The organism is Massilia frigida, assembly GCF_011682175.1.
Taxonomy (GTDB): domain Bacteria; phylum Pseudomonadota; class Gammaproteobacteria; order Burkholderiales; family Burkholderiaceae_D; genus Telluria_A; species Telluria_A frigida.
In genome coordinates this window covers 1-18834 of the sequence record NZ_WHJG01000070.1, presented here as the reverse complement: position 1 = coordinate 18834, position 18834 = coordinate 1, and the positions used below count along the sequence as shown (strand labels likewise).

Sequence of the window (18834 nt, the reverse complement as noted above, 5' to 3'; positions counted from 1 at the left end):
GTTGGAATGAGGCCGATTGCCTCACTAACCAACATAGGAAACAGCTACAATCTTGCAGCAGAAACCCGGCTGTGGCGGGACCACAGGCTGCATCGAAGTCCGACTACCGCGCGAGCGGTTTAGTCCTCCGGCCAAAAGCGGACGTCGGCGAGTCAGCCTGCCCTGTGCGATCATTGGACGCTGAGCAGTTGCGACAAAGGAGGCTTGATTGCACGGGACAGCTACGATTAAAAGACGCAAATCCGCAGAAAAATTCTCATTCCAATTGTGGAAATCCCCTTCATCTTGCAGATTTCCTCAACGGTATGGTTCCGCTCCCGGGGCAGTTTCACGGCGCGCACAAGCTTAACCGGATCGCGTCGTTTCGGCAGCCCGCCCATGCGCCCGCGTGCGCGTGCCGCGACCAATCCGGCCCGTGTCCGTTCGCGGGTCAGCTTACGCTCGAACTTGGCCAGTGCGCCGACCAGGTGAAAGACCAGCCTGCCACCGCTCGAGGTGGTGTCGATGTTTTCTTGCAAGCCTCGCAGCCCGACCTTGCTCGGCCTATGCTCAAGCACGCCGACCTGCTCAACGACATCGATGCCTTGAAGGCGGCGCGCGAACGCGACGACCTGGTGCCTGGCCTGCGCGAGCAACGTTTCTATTCGACAAATAATTTAACATTTTTGCAACATTGCAACCATACTTGCAATTCACCATATTTCCAATAGGTAATGTATCTCAATAGTCACTTTTGTATGCCGGTGTGGCGTCATTTCAAGCCTATTTTGATATAGACATGTAGAAATTCTTGCTTGATATAGACATGTAGAAATTCTTGCATGCAGAGCGGCCAGCATTCCGAATCCGCCCTACAACCACGCTGTCCGACACGCTTCATGTGCTTGTTCGAAATGCCACAAGAAATAAATCTCATGCCATGCGTCAATATCCGCATGGATATGCAACATGCATATGAATATGTTAACCTCGTCGGCCTTGACCTAAGGAAAACAGCATGCCATTCGAGACTATGTTGCAAGGCACCCAGAAGCGCGTTCTGATCGTATCCCCCTTTGAACGACCGGATTACCGCCTTGTCAGTGACTTCCTGCGGGCGGGCGCCATCGCCTTCCTCGACGTCGGCCGTGACTGGCAGCAGGCACGGCGCGCGATCGCCAAGGTAAGGACCGATCCGCACGGCGTGTTCGGCCTGCGCCTTCCCGAAGGCGTGCGGCTGGCGCCGGCAGATCTGCCGCCCCAAGTCCAGCTGCTGATGCACGCTTCGCCGGCCGCCTTCGAGCCGCTGCCAGGCGTGTTCCACCTGGTCCAGGTGGTCTCGCTGGAGGAGGCGCTGGAGGCCGAACGCCTGGGCGCCGACGGCCTGGTCTTGAAAGGTGCGGAGAGCGGCGGCCGGGTCGGCGCCTTCAACAGTTTCATCCTGCTGCAGCAGATGCATGGCCGCCTGCGCCTGCCCTTCTGGATACAGGGCGGCATGGGGCCGCATGGCGCGGCGGCGGCCGTGCTGGCCGGCGCCCAGGGCGTGCTGTACGACTCGCAACTGGCCCTGCTGCACACGGTCTCGCTGCCGGCACCGCTGCCCGGCATCGTACGCGCCGCCAACGGCTCCGAGACCACGGTGGCCGGCGGCTACCGCTTCCTGCGCCACAAGCTGCTGCCCGACCTGGCCGACGAAGCCGAGCGCGACGAGGTGCTCGCCCAGCTCGCCGGCGCCAACGCACCGCTGTTGGCCGGCGAAGACCTGGCGCTGGCCGAGCTGTTCCACTCGCTTTACCGCGACGCCGTCTCACTGGTCCACGCCACCGACGAGGCCATCGACGGCCACCTGCGCCAGGCGCAGCGCAACGACGTATTCGCCCCCCACTCCCCGTTCGCCGCCGCCCACGACCTGGTCTACCCCTTCGTACAAGGGCCGATGGCGCAGGTGTCGGACCGGCCCGGCTTTGCGGCCGCCGTTGCCGCCGCCGGCGGCATGCCCTCGCTCGCGCTGGCGCTGCTGCAGCCCGAGCGCGCCCGCCCCATCCTCGAGCAGACCCGCGCCCGCCTGCAGGGCCAGAGCTGGTGCGTCGGCCTGCTCGGCTTCCTGCCGCCGGAGCTCTACAACGCACAGGCCGAGCTGGTGCGCGAGTTCGCGCCCTCCTACGTCATCCTGGCGGGAGGCCGGCCCGACCAGGCCAGGCAGTTCGACAACTGCGGCATCAAAACCTTCCTGCACTGCCCCACCACGCGCCTGTTCGACAGCTTCCTCGAGGGCGGCGCGCGCCGCTTCGTGTTCGAGGGCCGCGAGTGCGGCGGCCACGTCGGCCCGCTGTCGTCGATGACGCTGTGGGAGGGCCAGATCTCGCGTGCGCTCGAATTCGAGGGCGCCGCCGACCTGACGCTGCTGTTTGCCGGCGGCCTGCACGACCGCCTCTCGGCGGCGCTGCTGGCGGCCATGTGCGCGCCGCTGGCCGCGCTGGGCGCCAAGATCGGCATCTCGATGGGCACCGCCTACCTGTTCACCGACGAAGCGGTGCGCGAAGGCGCGGTGCTGCGGGCCTACCAGGAACTGGCCGTGGCCAGCACCGAGACGGCACTGGTGCAGACCCGGCCGGGCCACGTCACGCGCTGCCTGCGCACGCCGTATGTCGACTTCCTCGAGCAAGAGCGCAGCCGCATGCGTAGCGAGGGCAAGAACCGCGACGAGATCTTCCTCGCGCTCGAGCAGATGAACGCCGGCCACCTGCGCATCGCCTCGAAGGGTATCAAGCGCGTCGACGGCGAGCTGCAGGAAGTCTGCGCCGACACCCAGCTATCCGAGGGCATGTACATGCTCGGCGATGTCGCCTGCCTGCGCAACGAGGTGCACAGCATCGCCGGCCTGCACCAGGAGGTGGCCTCGGCCGCGCAACTGCTGCGCGAACTGCCGCCGCCGTCGCGCCGCCGCGGCGAGCGCTGCGACATCGCCATCGTCGGCATGGCCGGCATGTTCGCCGGCGCGCTCACGGCGCAGCAGTACTGGGCCAACATCATCGAAGGCCGCGACAGCGTCGGCGAGGTGCCCGACGAGCGCTGGAGCAAGGCGCTCTATTACGATCCCAAGTCGAGCGGCGCGCGCGCTGAAAAAACCAATTCCAAATGGGGCGGCTTCATCCCCGACTTCCATTTCGACCCGGCCCTGTTCGGCATTCCGCCGCAAAGCCTGGGCTCGATCGACCCGGCCCAGATGGCCGGCCTGGTGGTGGCGCAGCAGGCCCTGCACGACGCCGGTTACGCCGAGCGCAGCTTCAACCGCGAACGCTGCTCGGTCGTCTTCGGCATCGAGCCGGGCGGTGACATCGCCGGCGCCTACGGCCTGCGCATCGTGCTGCCGCAGTTGCTCGCCGAGCCGGCGCTGAGCCAGGCGCTGGACGCGCTACCGCGCCTGACCGAAGACAGCTTCTCCGGCGTGCTGGGCAACGTGGTGTCGGGCCGGATCAGCAACCGGCTCGACCTGGGCGGCCAGAACTTCACGGTCGATGCCGCCTGCGCCTCCTCGCTGGCGGCGATTGATGCGGCCATCAAGGAGCTGCGCTATGGCGAGAGCGACCTGGCCATCGCCGGCGGGGTCGACTTCCACAACGGCATCCACGACTACCTGATGTTCTCCAGCACCCACGCGCTGTCTTCGCGCGGCAAGTGCTTCTCGTTCTCCGACACGGCCGACGGCATCGCGCTGGGCGAAGGCGCCGGCGCGGTGGTACTCAAGCGCTACGAGGACGCGCTGGCCGACGACGACTATGTCTACGCCGTCATCCGCGGCATCGGCGGCGCCAGCGACGGCAAGTCGCTCGGCCTGACCGCCCCGCGCCGCCAGGGCCAGCAGCGCGCCCTGAGCCGGGCCTACCGCCGCGCCGGCATCTCGCCGTCCGAGGTCGGCCTGCTCGAAGCGCACGGCACCGGTACCGTGGTGGGCGACCGCACCGAGCTGGCGTCGATGGAGACGGTGTTCGCGAGCGCCGGCAGCGCCCGCGCCGGCTGCGCGCTCGGTTCCGTCAAGACCCAGATCGGGCACACCAAGTGCGCCGCCGGGGTGGCCAGCCTGATCAAGGCCGCCTACGCCGTCGACCAGGGCTTGCTGCCGCCGACGCTGAACCTGGAACGGCCCAACGCCTACTACCGCCAGCAAAGCAGCTCCTTCTACTTCCTGTCGCACACCCTGCCCTGGCTGGACGAGCAGCGCACCGCCGGCGTGAGCGCCTTCGGTTTCGGCGGCACCAACTACCACCTTGTGATCGACCGCGGCGATGCCGACAAACGCCGCGACACGCCGGCCGCGCCGCAGGTGTGGCCGTATGAGCTGTTCCTGTTCCGCGGCGCCGGCAGCGTGCAGGCGCAGGTCGAGCTGCTGCGCACCTATCTGCGCGCCGGCCACCAGGACCGGCTGTGCGACGTCGCCTTCAGCCACCACCAGCACAACGAGGGTGAAGGCGCGGTGCGTGTGGCCGTGGTGGCCTCGAGCCTTGAGCAATTGGCCGCCCGCCTAGAGAAGGCCGCGCAAGGCCAGGCCGACCCGCAGGGCGTGTATCTCGCCGGCGCGCAGCTCGACCCGGGCGAAGTGGCCTTCCTGTTCCCCGGACAGGGCAGCCAGTTCCTCGGCATGGGCGCCGACCTGCTGACCTACTTCCCCGAAACGCGGGCCCACCTGGCCGCCGAACCGGACCTGCACGGCGCGATGTTCCCAGCGGCGGCCTTCGACGATGCCCAGCGCAGCGCGCAGCAAGCCGCGCTGACCGACACCTCGGTGGCACAGCCGGCGCTGGCCGTCACCAGCCTGGCAGCGGCCCAGATCCTCGCTTCGCTGGGCATCACGGCGAGCCACGCCGCCGGCCACAGTTTCGGCGAACTAAGCGCCTTGTGCCACGCGGGCAGCATCGCGCACGCCGCGCTGGCGCCGATAAGCCGCCAGCGCGCGCACAGCATCCTCGACAGCCTGGGCGACGGCGACCCCGGCACCATGCTCGCCGTCGAGGGCGACGAAGCGCTGGTGCGCGACGTCCTTGGCGAACTCGGCGAACTCGACATCGCCAACCTGAACGGACCGCGCCAGACCGTGCTGGCCGGCCCCGGCGCGGCCATTGCCGCGGCGCGCGACAAGTTCGGCCAGCGCCACGTGCGTGCGCGCATCCTGCCGGTTGCCTGTGCCTTCCACAGCCGCGCACTGGCCGGCGCCGCAGGCCAATTCACAGCCAGCCTGCGCCAGGCCGCGCTGGACAGCCCCCGCCTGACGGTCTGGTCCAACCAGAGCGCCGCGCCCTACCCGGCAGCCGTATCGGCCGCCGAACTGGCCGAACGCCTGGGCCAGCAGATCGCCGCGCCGGTACGCTTTGCCGACATGATCCGCGCGATGCACCAGCAAGGCGGCGTGCGCACCTTCGTCGAAGTGGGCGCCGGCAATGCCCTGTCCGGCCTGGTCGGCAGCATTCTGGACGGCGCGCCGGTGCAGGCGATCCCGATGCTGCTGCGCGACGCGCCGCCGCTCAAGGGCCTGATGAACATGCTGGGGCGGCTCGCCACCCTCGGCGTGGCGCTCGACCTCAAGGCGCTGTTCGCCAACCGGCGCCTGCGCACACTGGCCATCGCCAAGCCGCAAGCGCTGGCGCCGACCATCTGGGAAGTCAACGGTCAGCGCGCGCGGCCACTCAAGGGGCCGCTCCCGCCTCAGGCCTACCAGCCGGGGGCTATCACGCCGGTGCAGGTGCAGACGAGCCTCGCGCCCACCGGCGGACGCGAAGCCGTCCTCAAGAGCTACTTCGACAGCCTCGACAACTTCGTCGAAAGCCAGCGCGACATCATGCTCGGCTATCTGGGCGCCGCCCCGGCACCTGCGCGCGAACCGGCCCGCCCCGTCGCCGTCGCCGCCCCCGCCGTGGTGGCCGGCGTCAGCGCGCCCGCCCGCACCGATCGCGCCACGATCGAAGCGCGGCTGAAGGAACTCATTTGCGCCCGCACCGGCTACCCGCAAGAGATGATCGAGGCCGATCTCGACCTCGAGGCCGATCTCGGCATCGATTCGATCAAGCGGGTCGAGCTGCTCTCCGAGATCGGCAAGGATCTCGGCGTGGCGGCCGGTTCGTCCGACCAACTCGGCGACGACGCGGCGCAATTCCTCGAACAGGTGTCGAAGATCAAAACGCTGCGCGGCATCAGCACCTGGCTGGCCGACTACGTCAAGTCATCGGCGCCATCGGCGCCGCCGCCAGCGGCCGCCGCACCTGCGGTACGCGAGCGCGGCGCGATCGAAGCCCGCCTCAGGCAGCTCATCTGCGCCCGCACCGGCTATCCAGAGGAGATGATCGAGGCCGACCTCGATCTTGAGGCCGACCTCGGCATCGACTCAATCAAGCGGGTCGAACTGCTCTCGGAGATCGGCAAAGATCTCGGCATGGCCACCGGCGGCACCGCCGACGAGCTGGGCGAGGACGCGGCCCAGTTCCTCGAACAGGTATCGAAGATCAAGACGCTGCGCGGCATCAGCGCCTGGCTGGCCGACTATGGCCAGCCGGCGCGGCAAGAAACGCAGCAAGAAGCGCCGCCAGTTGCGGCGCCGGCAGCGGTACCGCTGCGCGTGCTCGACGTGCTGTACGCACCCAAACCGCTGCTGCCAACGAGCGTTGCCACGGCCGGCGGCAAGACCTACCACGCCATCGGCGCGCCACCCGACCTGCTGCAAGCGCTGCGCGCGCAGCTCGACGCGCGCGATGCGCGTCTGGTCAGCCTCGAATGGAGTGAGCTCAAGGCCGGGCTGCGGCTCGACACCAACGGCATCCTCTACTTCAACCGCGACGACAGTAGTTACCAAGATGTGCTCGGCCTGTTCCACGCGCTGCAGGCATGCGACGCGCGCAGCATCGACACCGTGATGGCGATCCAGTTCGACGCCCAACCGCTGCGCCATGCCGACGGCAGCTACGCCAGCCCCTCGTGCGGCAGCGGCGCCAGCGGTCTGCTGGTGAGTCTGCGCTGGGAATGGCCAAAAGTACGCATGATCCGCCCCTTGATCGTGCACGACGCAGCCACGCTCGACGCCGACAGCAGCGCCGCCCGTCTGGTCGGCGAGATGTTCAGCGAACCCGAGATCCTGGCCCAGCCGGTGGCCTGGTGCGACGGCGTGCGCCACGCCCGCAAGGCGTTGCCGCGCCCGCCCTTCATCGCCTCGCTTGACCGCTACCACCTCGAACCGGAGGCGGTCGTGGTGATCGTCGGCGGCGCCAAGGGCATCACCAGCTGGTTCGCAAGCGCGTTCGCCGAACGCTACCGCTGCCGCCTGGTGCTGCTGGGCCGCTCCGCCCTGCCGCAAGGGGCCGAGCCCTTCCCTGGCATCGACGACGCAGTCGCGCTGCGCCAGGCACTGCTGGCCAGGCATGGCCCGGCGGCGCGTCCGAAGGAGATCGAGGAAGCGCTGCAGTCCATCCTGGCTGAAAAACAGATGCGCCGCACGATCGAAGAACTCGACGCTTTCGGCAGCCAGATGAGCTACTACCAGGCCGACGTCACCGACACCGCCCAGGTCGACGCCACCCTCGGCGCCGTGATGGCGCAATACGGCCGCATCGATGGCGTACTGTTCGGTGCCGGCATCCTCGACGACCGCTTCCTGGGCGACAAGAGCGACGCCTCGATCGCCCGCGTCTACCACACCAAGGCAGCCGGGGTCGAACACGTGCTCGACAGCCTGGACCGGCTCACCGAGCCCAAGTTCGTGGTTTTCTTCTCGAGCATCTCGGCCACGCTGGGCAACCGGGGACAGACCGACTACTCGGCCGCCAACGCCTACCTCGACAAGCGCGCGATGGCGCTAAACGCGAGCCGCCCCGGCCACTACCTGTCGATCAACTGGGGCCCGTGGGAAGGCGCCGGCATGATCGACGCGACACTGCAAAAGCACCTCGAGGGCATGGGCATCCACGCGATCAAGCGTGACCAGGGCGTCGCCTTCCTGTTCGACGAACTGGCCGCCGGCAAGCGCTCCGGCCGCCTGATCGTCACCTGCGCCAAAGACGAAGCCCTGTTCTGGAACGAGCATAGCGCATGACGAGTCCATTCAAAGTCGCCATCATCGGCATGGCCAGCCGTTTCCCCAAGGCGCCCGACCTGACCACGTTTTGGCACAACATCAAGGGCGGCGTCGACGCCGTCGGCCCCTACCCGATGGCGGCGCGCTGGGGCAAGCAGGACGGCTACTACGCGCCGGGCAGCGTGCCCTCGCTGGAGCAGACCTACTGCGGGCGCGGCGGCGTCGTCACCGACATCAGCTTCGATCCGCTACGCTACGGCATCGTGCCGCGCGAAGTGGCCGAAGCCGAGGCCGACCAGTTCATCATGCTTGACCTCGCGCGCGAGGCGCTGGCCGACGCCGGCGTCGAGCATGGCGCCACCGCCCTGCAGGCCGGGGTGATCCTCGGCCGCACCATGCCGATCGGCCCCGTGACGATACGCTTCCTCGACCGCATCAAGCTGCTTCCGCAGCTACGCCAGACCCTACGCAGCAGCTTTCCCGCGCTCGACGAGGGCGAGCTTGACCGCTTCGCCGAACGCTTCCTCGAGGAGCGCCAGGCCGGCTTCGAGAACAGCCGCACGCGCAATCTGGTGCCCGGCTTCGCCGCCTCGCGCCTGGCCAACCGGCTCAACCTGGCCGGCCCCAGCTACATCCTCGACGCCGCGTGCGCCTCCTCGCTGGTGGCGATCGAGAACGCCATCATGCAGCTGCAACTGGGCCGCTGCGAGCTGATGCTGGCCGGCGGCGTGCACCTGCCGCTGACCCAGGGCTACTGGTCGATGTTCACCAACATCGGCGCGCTGTCGCGGCAAGAACAGATTCGCCCCTTCGACCGCGATTCCGACGGCCTGCTACTCGGCGAAGGCGCAGGGTTGGTGGTGCTCAAGCCGCTTGACGCCGCGCTCGCCGCGGGCGACCGCATCCACGCCGTCATTGAAGGTGTCGGTACCTGCAGCGACGGCCGCGCCGAGAGCTTGCTGGCGCCGTTCTCCGACGGCCAGATCGGCGCCTTCACCAAAGCCTGGAACAGCGCTGGCATCGACCCTGGCCGCGCCGGCTACATCGAATGCCACGGCACCGGCATGCCGCGCGGTGACGAGGTCGAGAGCGAATCGCTGATACGGTTTTTCGGGCCGCACATGCAGGGGCGCCAGATTGCGCTCGGCTCGGTCAAGTCGATGATCGGCCATACGCTCGGCGCTGCCGGCATCGCCAGCGTGATCAAGACCGCCAGCGCCCTGCGCGACGGGATCCTGCCGCCGTCGCTGCACTGCCGCTCGCTGCGCGGCGACCTGGCTGGCCAGGGTTTCTACGTGCCGCCGCAAAGCACGCCATGGCCTGAGGCTAGGCCGCGCATCGCCGGCGTCAGCGCGTTCGGGTTTGGCGGCATCAACGCCCACCTGGTCATGAGCGCACCGCCCGAGCGCCGGGTGCCGGTGGCGCGCAACACGGCCCAAAAGCCACGGCTGCTGACCGAAGAAACGGTGCTGGCGCTCTCGCGCAGCGACCCGCAAGCCCTGCTGGCCGACTTGGAACGGGGTGAACTGCATCCGGGCCAGGGACCGTGCCGGCTGGTGCTGTTCGATCCGACGCCGGAGCGGCTCGCCAAGGCTGCACGCCTCGTCGCGCGCGGCAAGGCATGGCGCGGCAAGCAAGACATCTTCTTCTCCCCTGACGCCCTGCTGGCTGCGGGCGGAAAACTGGCCTTCCTGTTCCCTGGCCTGGGCAACCAGGTCAACCCCGACTTCCGCGAATTGGCGCTGCGCTTCGGCCTCGACCTGGCGCAGCTCTCGGCCGGCGGCGGCGACGCGCTGGTGGCCGGCAGCCTGCAAACGGTCTACGCCACCGACACCATGCACCGCGTGTTGACCTCGCTCGGCGTCGTGCCCGACGCGATTGCCGGCCATTCGCTAGGCGAGTGGATCGCGTGCGTGTCGAGCGGCGCGATCGGCAAGCGCGAACTGGCGGTGCTGGTCGAGCGCCTGCTTGCGCTGCAAGACGACGTGATGGGCAAGGGCTACTTCCTGCTGGCGGTGTGGTGCGGCGCGGACCGGCTCGACGCCCTGCTGCGCGACATCGACGGCATGGCGCTCGCGGTCGACAACTGTCCCGGCCACAGTGTCGTGTGCGGCTCGCCCGCAGCGCTGGAGGCCGCGCAGCAGATCCTGCGCGCGCAAGGCATCCTGTCGGTCGACATGGGCATCGAAGCGGCGTCGCATACGCCGTACATCCGGCCGACGCTGCAGCGCATCCGGCCGCTGGTCGAGGGCATCGCGTTGTCGCAGCCGGCGATTCCACTGTGGTCCGCCAGCCTGGCCGGCCCCTTCCCGCACAGCGACGCCGCCGTCAAGGAACTGATCGTCGAGACGATGGCCTCGCCAGTGCGCTTTCGCGAACTGGTGGAACGCATGCATGAGGAAGGCTTCCGCGTGTTTGTACAGATCGGCAACGCAGGCCTGAGCGGCTTTGTCGCCGACACCCTCAAGGGCAAAGACTGCATGACGCTCGACGCGAACGGCCAGGACAAGAGCACCGAACAGATGCTGCGGCGCGTGGCGGCCGGCCTGTTCGCCGAAGGCAAGACCATCGATTTCGCGCAGTTCGGCTTGCTCGCGCGCGAGCCGGCGCCGCGCACGCACGCGATACCGCTCGAACCGAGCATGGTCGAATTCCACGCCGTGCCTTCGTTCGCGCCCTTCGCCCCGGAGGGACCAGCGCCACAGGACACGCCGTACGACGCCAGCCTCGACCTGTTCCGGCGCGCGCAGCAGGATGTGATCGCGGCCCTCGCACAAGAACCTTTGGCTCGGGGCGACGAAGGCCAGCCTTGCATGGCAGGCCCGTTACGCAGGGGCGCCGAGGCGGCGCTCGATCCGCACGCCGTCGTACACCGGCAAACCATCGCCATCGACCACGAACGCTACCCCGAGTTGTATCACCACGAGATCTACCAGTCGCACGACGGCAGGCCGATCGCGGAGCGCTCGGCCGTGGTGCCGATGACGATGATGATCGAGCTGGCCTGCGAAGTGGTGTCCGCCTACCTGCCCGGCCGGTCGATCCGCGCCGTGCACAAGGTGCTGTCGTTTCGTTTCATCGAGGTGCAAGCCGCCGTCACACTCGAGGCCCGCCTATACCGCAAGGGGCCCGACAGCTACGCGGTGGTGGTCGAAGACCGCTTCTCGTGCCTGGTGGAGGTGGCCGACAGCCTGCCCGCCGCTCCCGCCGTGGCCGAGCGCCCGATCCGCACCGACCAGCCGCCGCCATTTGCGCTGCGGTTCGACGAGATCTACCGCGACCGCTGGCTGTTCCACGGCCCGCTCTACCAGGGCGTGCGGCAGATCGGGCCGATGGACCTCAGCGGGATCGCCGGCGTGGTCGGCGCAGCCGGCGGCAAGGGCGCGCTGCTCGACGGCGCCTTCCAACTGGCCGGCGTCTGGTTTTGTTCGCACCACGACATCGACAACGTCGTCCTGCCGCTCAAGATCGACAAGGTCGAGTTGTTCGCGCCATGGGCGGCGCTGCGCGACCCGCGGCATCGGTACGACTGCCGCGTCGTCACGCGCCAGATCACGGACCTCGAATTCACCTACGACCTTGAGCTGTGCCGCGACGGCCGCGTGCTGTTGCGGGTGAACGAGTTCGCCGGCCGCCGCTTCACCGCCGACCCTAACCTGTTCGCCATCTTCCGCACCCCGGAACGGCTCAACGGCGTCTGCTCCCAGCTCGACGACGGCCTGTTCGTGTTCGACCTCGCGTTGCGCTCCAACTGGTCGCGCGTGATGCTCACCAAGAGCTATCTGACCGGGCGCGAGATCGCCCGGGTCGACGCCAGCATGACGATCCCTAACCGCAATGCGCGCCTGCGCGGCGTCGTCGCGGCCAAGGACGCGCTCAAGCACTGGCTGTACCACCACCGCCAGGTCGAGACGCTGTTCCCGAGCGAGATCGAGATCGAACACGACACCCATGGCGCGCCATGGGCCAGAGTGCGCGGCCAGGCGGCGCCGCTGGCGCTGTCGATCAGCCACAAGCCGCAGATCGCGGTCGTCATCGTCGGCGGCGAGCAGCGCGTCGGCGTCGATGTCGAAACCATCGAGGTGCGCGGCGAAGCATTCGAACTGCTCAACTACGACGCCCAGGAAATCGCCTTCTTCGACGCCCAGCCGGCCGAAGAGCGAGCCTTCTGGCAGACCCTATTCTGGACCGCCAAGGAAGCTTGGGGCAAGTGCCAGGGCGGCGGGCTGGCTGGCGCCCCGCGCAGGATCAAGGTGCGCGCGGTGCAGGCGGGCGGCGCCGGCTGGACCGGCGAAGTGGAAGGCGTGGCCTTCAGCGGCCGGCGCCATCAGGACGGGCATGTCATCAGTTGGATACGCGAAGTTCAACCACAATAGGAAGCAGCATGGGTATCAGCAACGAGCAGGCAGTACAGGAAATCCGACTGGCGATCCACCAGGTGGTGGGCCCGGAGTGGGCGCAGGAGATGGAGATCGAGGCAGGCACCAGCCTGAGTGAAGGGATTGAACTGGACAGCATCGAAATCGCGAAAGTGATCGAGCTGATGTTCAAGAAATTCCCCGGGGTCGATTTCGAATCGTGGTTCAAGCGCATGACGATGGAGTCGATCGTCGGCCTGACGGTGGGCGACATCGCCCAGTTCATCGCCGCCGACGTGGCATGAGCGAGGACGGTGGCATTGAACTGAACGCCATCGAGATGGGCGACCCGGCCCTGCCAACGGTGCTGTTCGTGCACGGCATGGCCGGCAGCGCCGGGCTGTGGGTGCTCGCGTATGCGTTCCGGCTGATGAAGCACTACCACGTCATCAGCTACGACCAGCGCGGCCACGGCCTCTCGCCGGCGCCGCCGCATGGCTACAGCCTGGGCGAGCACGCGCGCGATCTCGAACGGGTGCGGCGCCGCTTCGCCAGCGGCCCGGTAACGGTGGTCGGCTACAGCTACGGTGGTCATATCGCGACCGAGTGGGCGATGCGCTACCCCGAGTCGGCGGCGGCGCTGGTGGTCGTCGACTCGCCGCCGCTGCCGGTGGCGGCGCAGGACATCGACGACATGCTCGACGGCCTCAGTGCCGTGCTGGGTGGCGACTTTGCACCGTCGGGCCGCTTCATCGATCCGATCAAGGACAGCCTGCGGCACGACATCCAGGGCCGCCGACGCCAGATCGGCAACGCCAAGTCGCGCCTGGACGCGCTGCGGCAAACCAGCTTCCGGCACGAGGTACTGGCCGACCAGCCCTTCAGCGACGCCGCATTCGAGGCGATCGCCTGCAAGACTGCGCTGATCTATTCGAGCCGCGCCGGATATCTCGGCTACGCCGAGCACCAGCAGTCGCTGATCAAGGACTGCAGCCTGACGATCGTCGAGGGCGAGCACGACTTCGTCATCAAGAACGCCGGCGCAGTCGGCGACGCCTTGCAGACCATCCTTGCAGGGGGCGCGTGATGGCGAGGATCGTGTGCGCGGCACCGCCGCTGGTGGGCCATATGACTCCGCTGGCCGCACTCGCGCAAGCCTTGCGCGAGTGCGGGCACGCGGTGCTGGTGATCGACTATTTCGCGCAGCCGTTCAGCATGCCGGAAGGCGTCGCGCGCGCGACGGTCGCGGCGTTCAGCATCGACCAGGTAGTTGGCGCGGCGGGGGGCAACGTCGTTCTCGAGGCGGTCCATGCCCTGCAGCACTTCTGCCTGCATGTGTACGAAGACACGCTGCGCCACTGCGCGGATTTCAAGCCCGACCTGCTGCTGTTCGACCAATTGCTGCCGCTGGCGCCGATGATCGCGCGCGCACTGTACTGCCCTTTCATGTACACGGTCAGCTCGCCGCTCGAATTCCTGCCCAAGGACGGCGTATCGGCCATTCTCAGCCAGGGTATGGCGCAGGCGTTCGACAAGGTCTTTGCGCAAATGTGCGCCACGCTGGCCGAACGGCTCGATCCCGGCGCCGTTCAACCGTCGCCTGAACGCCATCTGTGCTTTGCAAGCGAACTATTTTGCGGCGCCACCACGGCGCCGCGCTTGAGCGGCGGCCGGCCGGTCTCGTTCATCGGCCCGGCCTTCCTGCGGCGCGCACCAAGCGCCGACGACGCGGCGCTGGCCGCGCAGATTGGCCAATTCGAAGGCACGAAGTTCTTCGCCGCGCTTGGCTCCGTGGTGGCCGGGCTGGCGTCGAACCGTGAGGCGGCCGTGAAGATCTTCCGCAATATCCTACTGTCGCACAACGAGCCGGACTGCCTGTTCCTGTTTTCCGCGCCCGAGGACGTGCTGCGGGAAGCGTTCGAGGGCGTGCCGATCCAAGCCACTGTCATCAGCCGTCCCTTCGTCAACCAGTTCTACCTGCTCGAACTGTTCGACCTGGTATTCGGGCACGGCGGCTACAACACAGCGGCAGAATGCCTGCATAGCGGCGTGCCCGCGATCACCTTCCCTTTCGTCTTCGACCAGACCTGGATCGCCCAGCGGCTCGAAGAACTAGGCGTCGGCGTACGCGTCTCGCGCGTGCGGCACTCGCCCCAAATGCTACGCGAGCACGCCGCGCGCCTGCTGAACGCACCCGGGGTCGCCACAAATCTGATCGCGCTGCGGGACGACGCGCGCCGCTGCGACGGCCGCGTGGGTGGGGTGCGAGCGGTCGCTTATCTCTGCCGCCGGCAGATGTAGTCATTGACTTTGAATTGTCAGCAAGCCGTCATGTTCCGGACATCCGCCGTCGATGATCTTGCGCCGCCTGGGCACCGACCACCGAAAAACAGGCGGTACTTCGCATTTCATGAGCGGGGTCGGGTGATCAGGACACAATTCCTGCTTAAGTACATTGACGGCGTCGAGCTCTGGCGCACTATCCACGCAAGGCGCATGACCTGACCGAGTCTGCCTATCGGAAGCACGCGTCAAGGCGCGGTGAATCGGGTTGGACGGAAAAGCAGAGGATCTCCTTGCGGATATGGCCCTCCACTTGTTACAAACGGCGCTAAGAGACGGCGAGCTTTCAGCCGATGAGCTAAAGAAAAATCTCTATTCCATCTTGACTTTGTCCGGCCAATTCATCCCCGATTGCGGAAAGCGAGTGCCGGCCAATTGTATACCCAGTGATATGCGGCATCCACCCGCGCACCTTGCCACCCACCTGCTGGAACAGAAAGTTGATATCCGTGTTATCCAGGTGCTGCAGGGTCACAAGAAGCTCGACACCACAGCCCTCTATGCACAGGTCGCGACAGAACTCCTGCGCGAAGTGGTCAGCCCGCTGGAGGCCGTGCGATAGACGAAGGTCGTGGCCACGACACGGCCTGCCCTTGAAGTTGCTGACATCTTTCGCCGCCACGGCCCTGCCTGGCGGCAGACGGAACGATTGAGCCTGGGCCAGCTCAAGGTGATGTCGGCCATCGAACAGTGCCGCAGTGCGGCGCTGGGAGGACATGCTTGCACGCTACCCAGCGCGCGCCATCAGGCGACAGACCGCCGCCGGGAACAATGCCGTGCACTTGGGGATGATGCGTGAGTGCCGATCCCCATGTGTGCAAGACCATCGTCATGCCGATCTGTGCGCCCAGGTGTTTGGGGTCGGCGGCGATGGTGCGCATTGTCCCAGCGGCGATATCGAACAGCAGGCCATACACCGCGGTCTTGTGGTACCAGGCGATGGCCGCAATCGGGGCCGGCAAAGTGAACACCACATGGTAGTACTCGACCGGAAGCAAATCGGCCTGGCGCGCTTCGAGCCAGCGCTTGGCAGCCCTGGCCTGACACTTCGGGCAATGGCGGTTGCGGCACGAGTTATAGGCGATTTCCGCTTGGCCGCAAAGACTATCGCGCCAAAGGGAGAACGCCGGTCAAGGCCATGACACTCGCAGCGGCCGAATTCATGCGCCGCTTCCTGCTGCACGTGCTGCCGAGCGGCTTTCACCGCATTCGCCACTATGGGCTTCTTGCCAATGCCAAGCGCAAAAGCAATCTCGCACACGTTCGCCAACTGCTGCAGATCCCCGCCCAGGTCCAACCAGTCAAAGACCCGCAAACCGAGACCGCCCAAGCGACCTTCGTCTGTCCTCACTGCGGTGCCGGCATGGTCATTACCGCGACTTTGCCACGTCACTACTCAATCGGAGCGCCACCTGCGTTGCGAGGTGCGATATGACGCAGTTCATGCCAATGCGTTCAACCCGTCCACCATCGACTGCGTCACGACCCGACGCAGGGGGACGGCTGTGTCATTCACAGAAATTTGGCCTCCGAGCGCAGGGAGTATCAACCAAAGTAGGAGGCGCCGGTCCCGTCGCAGGCCAAAACGTGGTCCCAGTGACAGGTTTAGCTGGGCTACCGGAGCATTCTGCAGTCATCCGATCAGTCAAATCCCCATAGGCCCGTAGAACATCGGGCCGCAACGACACATCCCGCGGTTTCCTCCCTTGAGGCTTGTACGACGCCTGCCCGCTCGGGCCAGCGGTCCTATTGCATTCTCGATAAAGGGCAGGCATCCTACAACCCTTAACAAAAGCGGACATCACAAGATCAAATCAATCCGGTATCGGTAGCGCAAAATCAAACCGGGTGTGGATCTGGGGAGAAATTGTCACATTTTGACGTGTATCGGCTGGTACAATTGCTCGTTTATAGGTGTGTTGCCTACGCTAATATAAGGGGACCACGTATGTCCACGCAACTCCAAAATCCGACTCTCCCTCAATCTTATCCTCCACCTCATTTCGTACGCTTCTACCAAGACGAGGTCACGCTTCTGAGCGAGGTTGCCGAGTTCATTGAGCAGGGATTGCGCACTAGTGGCACGGCAATTGTCATTGCTACCAACGATCACATAACCGCGTTACAAGATCAGCTGCAAGGGCTTGCTTCCTTGAACGGCGAGGAACAACCCCTAAAGCACCTGATCGTGCTGAATGCGGAAGACACGCTAGCGCTGTTCATGGTCGACGACTGGCCGGACGAGCGACTGTTTGACCGCACGGTCGGCAGTGTCGTCCGCAGTGCCTGTGATTCTGGAACAGTAGTTCACGCGTTTGGTGAAATGGTCGCTGTACTATGTTCCCGCGGCCTGTATAACGCAGCAGTGCGGCTTGAAGAACTGTGGAACAGCTTGGCTCGGGAATGCCGGTTTGCGCTTTTTTGTGCCTACCCATGGCAACAATTTTCGAGGGCCGGAGACGCTGCTGCGTTTCAACGCATTTGCTTCGCGCATGACCATGTCTGTCATTCGCCCCAGGCTCTAGAGAAGAGCGATCCAGATGTGTCTCGACAGCTCGCCATCCTGCAGCAGGAGAATCATGCCCTGCGCTGTGAGGTTGTCCGAGGCAGAGAAGCGGAAGCGACACTGCAGGACCGCGAGCGGGAATTAATGGACTTCCTAGAGAACGCTGCCGAAGCCCTGCACCGCGTTGGACCAGACGGTACGATCCTCTGGGCCAACAAGGCCGAACTAGCGATGCTCGGTTACCGATGGGATGAATATGTGGGGCATCACATCTCGGAGTTCCATACCGACTCCGATGTCATCGCGTCCATCCTGACGCGCCTGCAGCAAGGACAAACTTTGCTTGACGAGCCAGCGCGGCTAAATCGCAGAGACGCCTCAATCCAGCATGTGGTCATCAGTTCAAACGGTTGCTTCGAGAATGGCCGCTTGCGCTACACCCGTTGTTTCACACGCGACGCGACCGAACGCCACTTGCTGGTACAACTGCACCGTGAGCGAGAAGTCCTGGTAACAAAACTCTCCGAAGCCAACCGAGCGAAGGACGAATTCCTTGCGATGCTCGGCCATGAATTGCGAAATCCGCTCGCGCCTGTCAGCGCAGCTGCAGAGGTGCTCAAAATCGTCGCGAACGATCCTGAACGGGTGCAACATGTGGCTGGTGTCATCAAGCGGCAAGTACGGCACATGACTGGCCTGGTTGACGATTTGCTTGACGTCGCTCGGGTCACGCGGGGTCTGATCGCTCTCGACACGTCCGTGCTCGATCTTCGTGCGATCTTAACTGATGCCGCAGAGCAGATTGCCTCGCGTGTCCAAGCTAGCAATCAAAGCTTGCAGCTCGACATCCCGCGCGAACCAGTGCTTGTCATGGCCGACCGCAAACGCATCGTCCAGGTTGTGGCTAACATCCTCGTCAACGCCAACAAGTTCACACCAAATGGCGGCACCATCAATATGCGCTTGCGTGCCGATGTGGGCGAAACAGAATTGATCGTGTCAGACACAGGCATTGGCATGGATGCGGAACTATTGGCACACTTATTCGACCTGTTCGTGCAGGGGCGTCGTACGCCCGACCGAGCTCAGGGCGGGCTAGGTCTCGGACTTGCCTTGGCGAGAAGTTTGGTGGAGCTACACGGAGGGTCGATCGCTGCTGCCAGCGAGGGTACCGGTATGGGAAGTACATTTATAATCCGCTTGCCGCGGTTGCCGAACGATCTTGGCAATGCAGATAATGAGCGAAGTGGACCCAAACTCGTCCCAATCCTTGGATAGCGGAGCAAATGTCGCCTGTCTTGGGCCACACCGATCAGGTGGCAGACTGAAGTGACCAATATTCCTGGAATACAAGCGCGATATCCACCCATTGGGCAGTAAACTGATCCTTGGGTGCGCATACAAACTTTCAACAGTGAACGCAAATGACCACTTGCTAGTCGCGCGAGTGTCCGGTTTGGGGCGTAGGACTAAACCGCTCGCGCGGTAGTCGGACTTCGATGCAGCCTGTGGTCCCGCCACAGCCGGGTTTCTGCTGCAAGATTGTAGCTGTTTCCTATGTTGGTTAGTGAGGCAATCGGCCTCATTCCAAC

Annotated in this window: 8 protein-coding genes and 4 pseudogenes; 10 read left to right on the top strand and 2 right to left on the bottom strand. The window is 65.5% G+C overall.

Features of this window, described 5'->3' with window-relative positions; all coding sequences use genetic code 11:
• Positions 1-227 precede the first annotated feature (227 nt).
• Positions 228-635 (bottom strand): recombinase family protein, encoded by a 408-nt coding sequence (locus F2P44_RS36480; protein WP_187363510.1) that lies wholly within the window; start codon positions 633-635, stop codon positions 228-230.
• Positions 636-997: 362 nt separating this feature from the next.
• Here F2P44_RS36480 and F2P44_RS33055 point away from each other — a divergent pair, with 362 nt between their 5' ends.
• From F2P44_RS33055 to F2P44_RS36720, 8 genes and pseudogenes are all read left to right on the top strand, one after another.
• Positions 998-8053 carry a type I polyketide synthase gene (locus F2P44_RS33055; RefSeq protein ID WP_167094143.1) on the top strand — a complete coding sequence of 2352 codons (7056 nt, stop codon included), beginning with the start codon at positions 998-1000 and terminating at the stop codon, positions 8051-8053.
• Positions 8050-12411: a type I polyketide synthase gene (locus F2P44_RS33050; RefSeq protein WP_167094141.1), complete on the top strand. Its 4362-nt coding sequence runs from the start codon at positions 8050-8052 to the stop codon at positions 12409-12411. Before F2P44_RS33055 ends, F2P44_RS33050 begins: the two co-directional genes overlap by 4 nt.
• Before the next feature lie 8 nt (positions 12412-12419).
• Entirely contained in the window at positions 12420-12698 is a 279-nt protein-coding gene (locus F2P44_RS33045) for a hypothetical protein (RefSeq protein ID WP_167094139.1), read from the top strand.
• On the top strand, positions 12695-13480 hold the full coding sequence (locus F2P44_RS33040) for an alpha/beta fold hydrolase (RefSeq protein ID WP_167094137.1): 786 nt from the start codon (positions 12695-12697) through the stop codon (positions 13478-13480). Before F2P44_RS33045 ends, F2P44_RS33040 begins: the two co-directional genes overlap by 4 nt.
• A complete protein-coding gene (locus F2P44_RS33035) occupies positions 13480-14694 on the top strand; it encodes a glycosyltransferase (protein WP_229423886.1) in 1215 nt (404 codons plus the stop codon). The genes F2P44_RS33040 and F2P44_RS33035 overlap by 1 nt, the downstream gene beginning before the upstream one ends.
• Before the next feature lie 46 nt (positions 14695-14740).
• Positions 14741-14883 (top strand): annotated as a pseudogene (locus F2P44_RS36730) (Tn3 family transposase); the annotation flags it as partial.
• 94 nt (positions 14884-14977) lie between these two features.
• Positions 14978-15298, top strand: a complete 321-nt coding sequence (locus F2P44_RS36845) for a tyrosine-type recombinase/integrase (protein WP_267877645.1) — start codon at positions 14978-14980, stop codon at positions 15296-15298.
• A gap of 9 nt (positions 15299-15307) precedes the next feature.
• A pseudogene (locus F2P44_RS36720) lies at positions 15308-15457 on the top strand (IS91 family transposase); the annotation flags it as partial.
• Here F2P44_RS36720 and F2P44_RS33010 read toward each other — a convergent pair.
• Positions 15456-15836, bottom strand: a pseudogene (locus tag F2P44_RS33010) (IS91 family transposase); the annotation flags it as partial. The pseudogenes F2P44_RS36720 and F2P44_RS33010 sit on opposite strands and share 2 nt — an antisense overlap.
• Here F2P44_RS33010 and F2P44_RS36715 point away from each other — a divergent pair.
• Both F2P44_RS36715 and F2P44_RS33000 read left to right on the top strand, forming a co-directional pair.
• Positions 15836-16171 (top strand): annotated as a pseudogene (locus F2P44_RS36715) (transposase); the annotation flags it as partial. The pseudogenes F2P44_RS33010 and F2P44_RS36715 sit on opposite strands and share 1 nt — an antisense overlap.
• 513 nt (positions 16172-16684) lie before the next feature.
• Complete coding sequence (locus F2P44_RS33000; RefSeq protein ID WP_167094131.1) at positions 16685-18520, top strand: ATP-binding protein; 1836 nt, start codon at positions 16685-16687, stop codon at positions 18518-18520.
• Positions 18521-18834 lie beyond the last annotated feature (314 nt).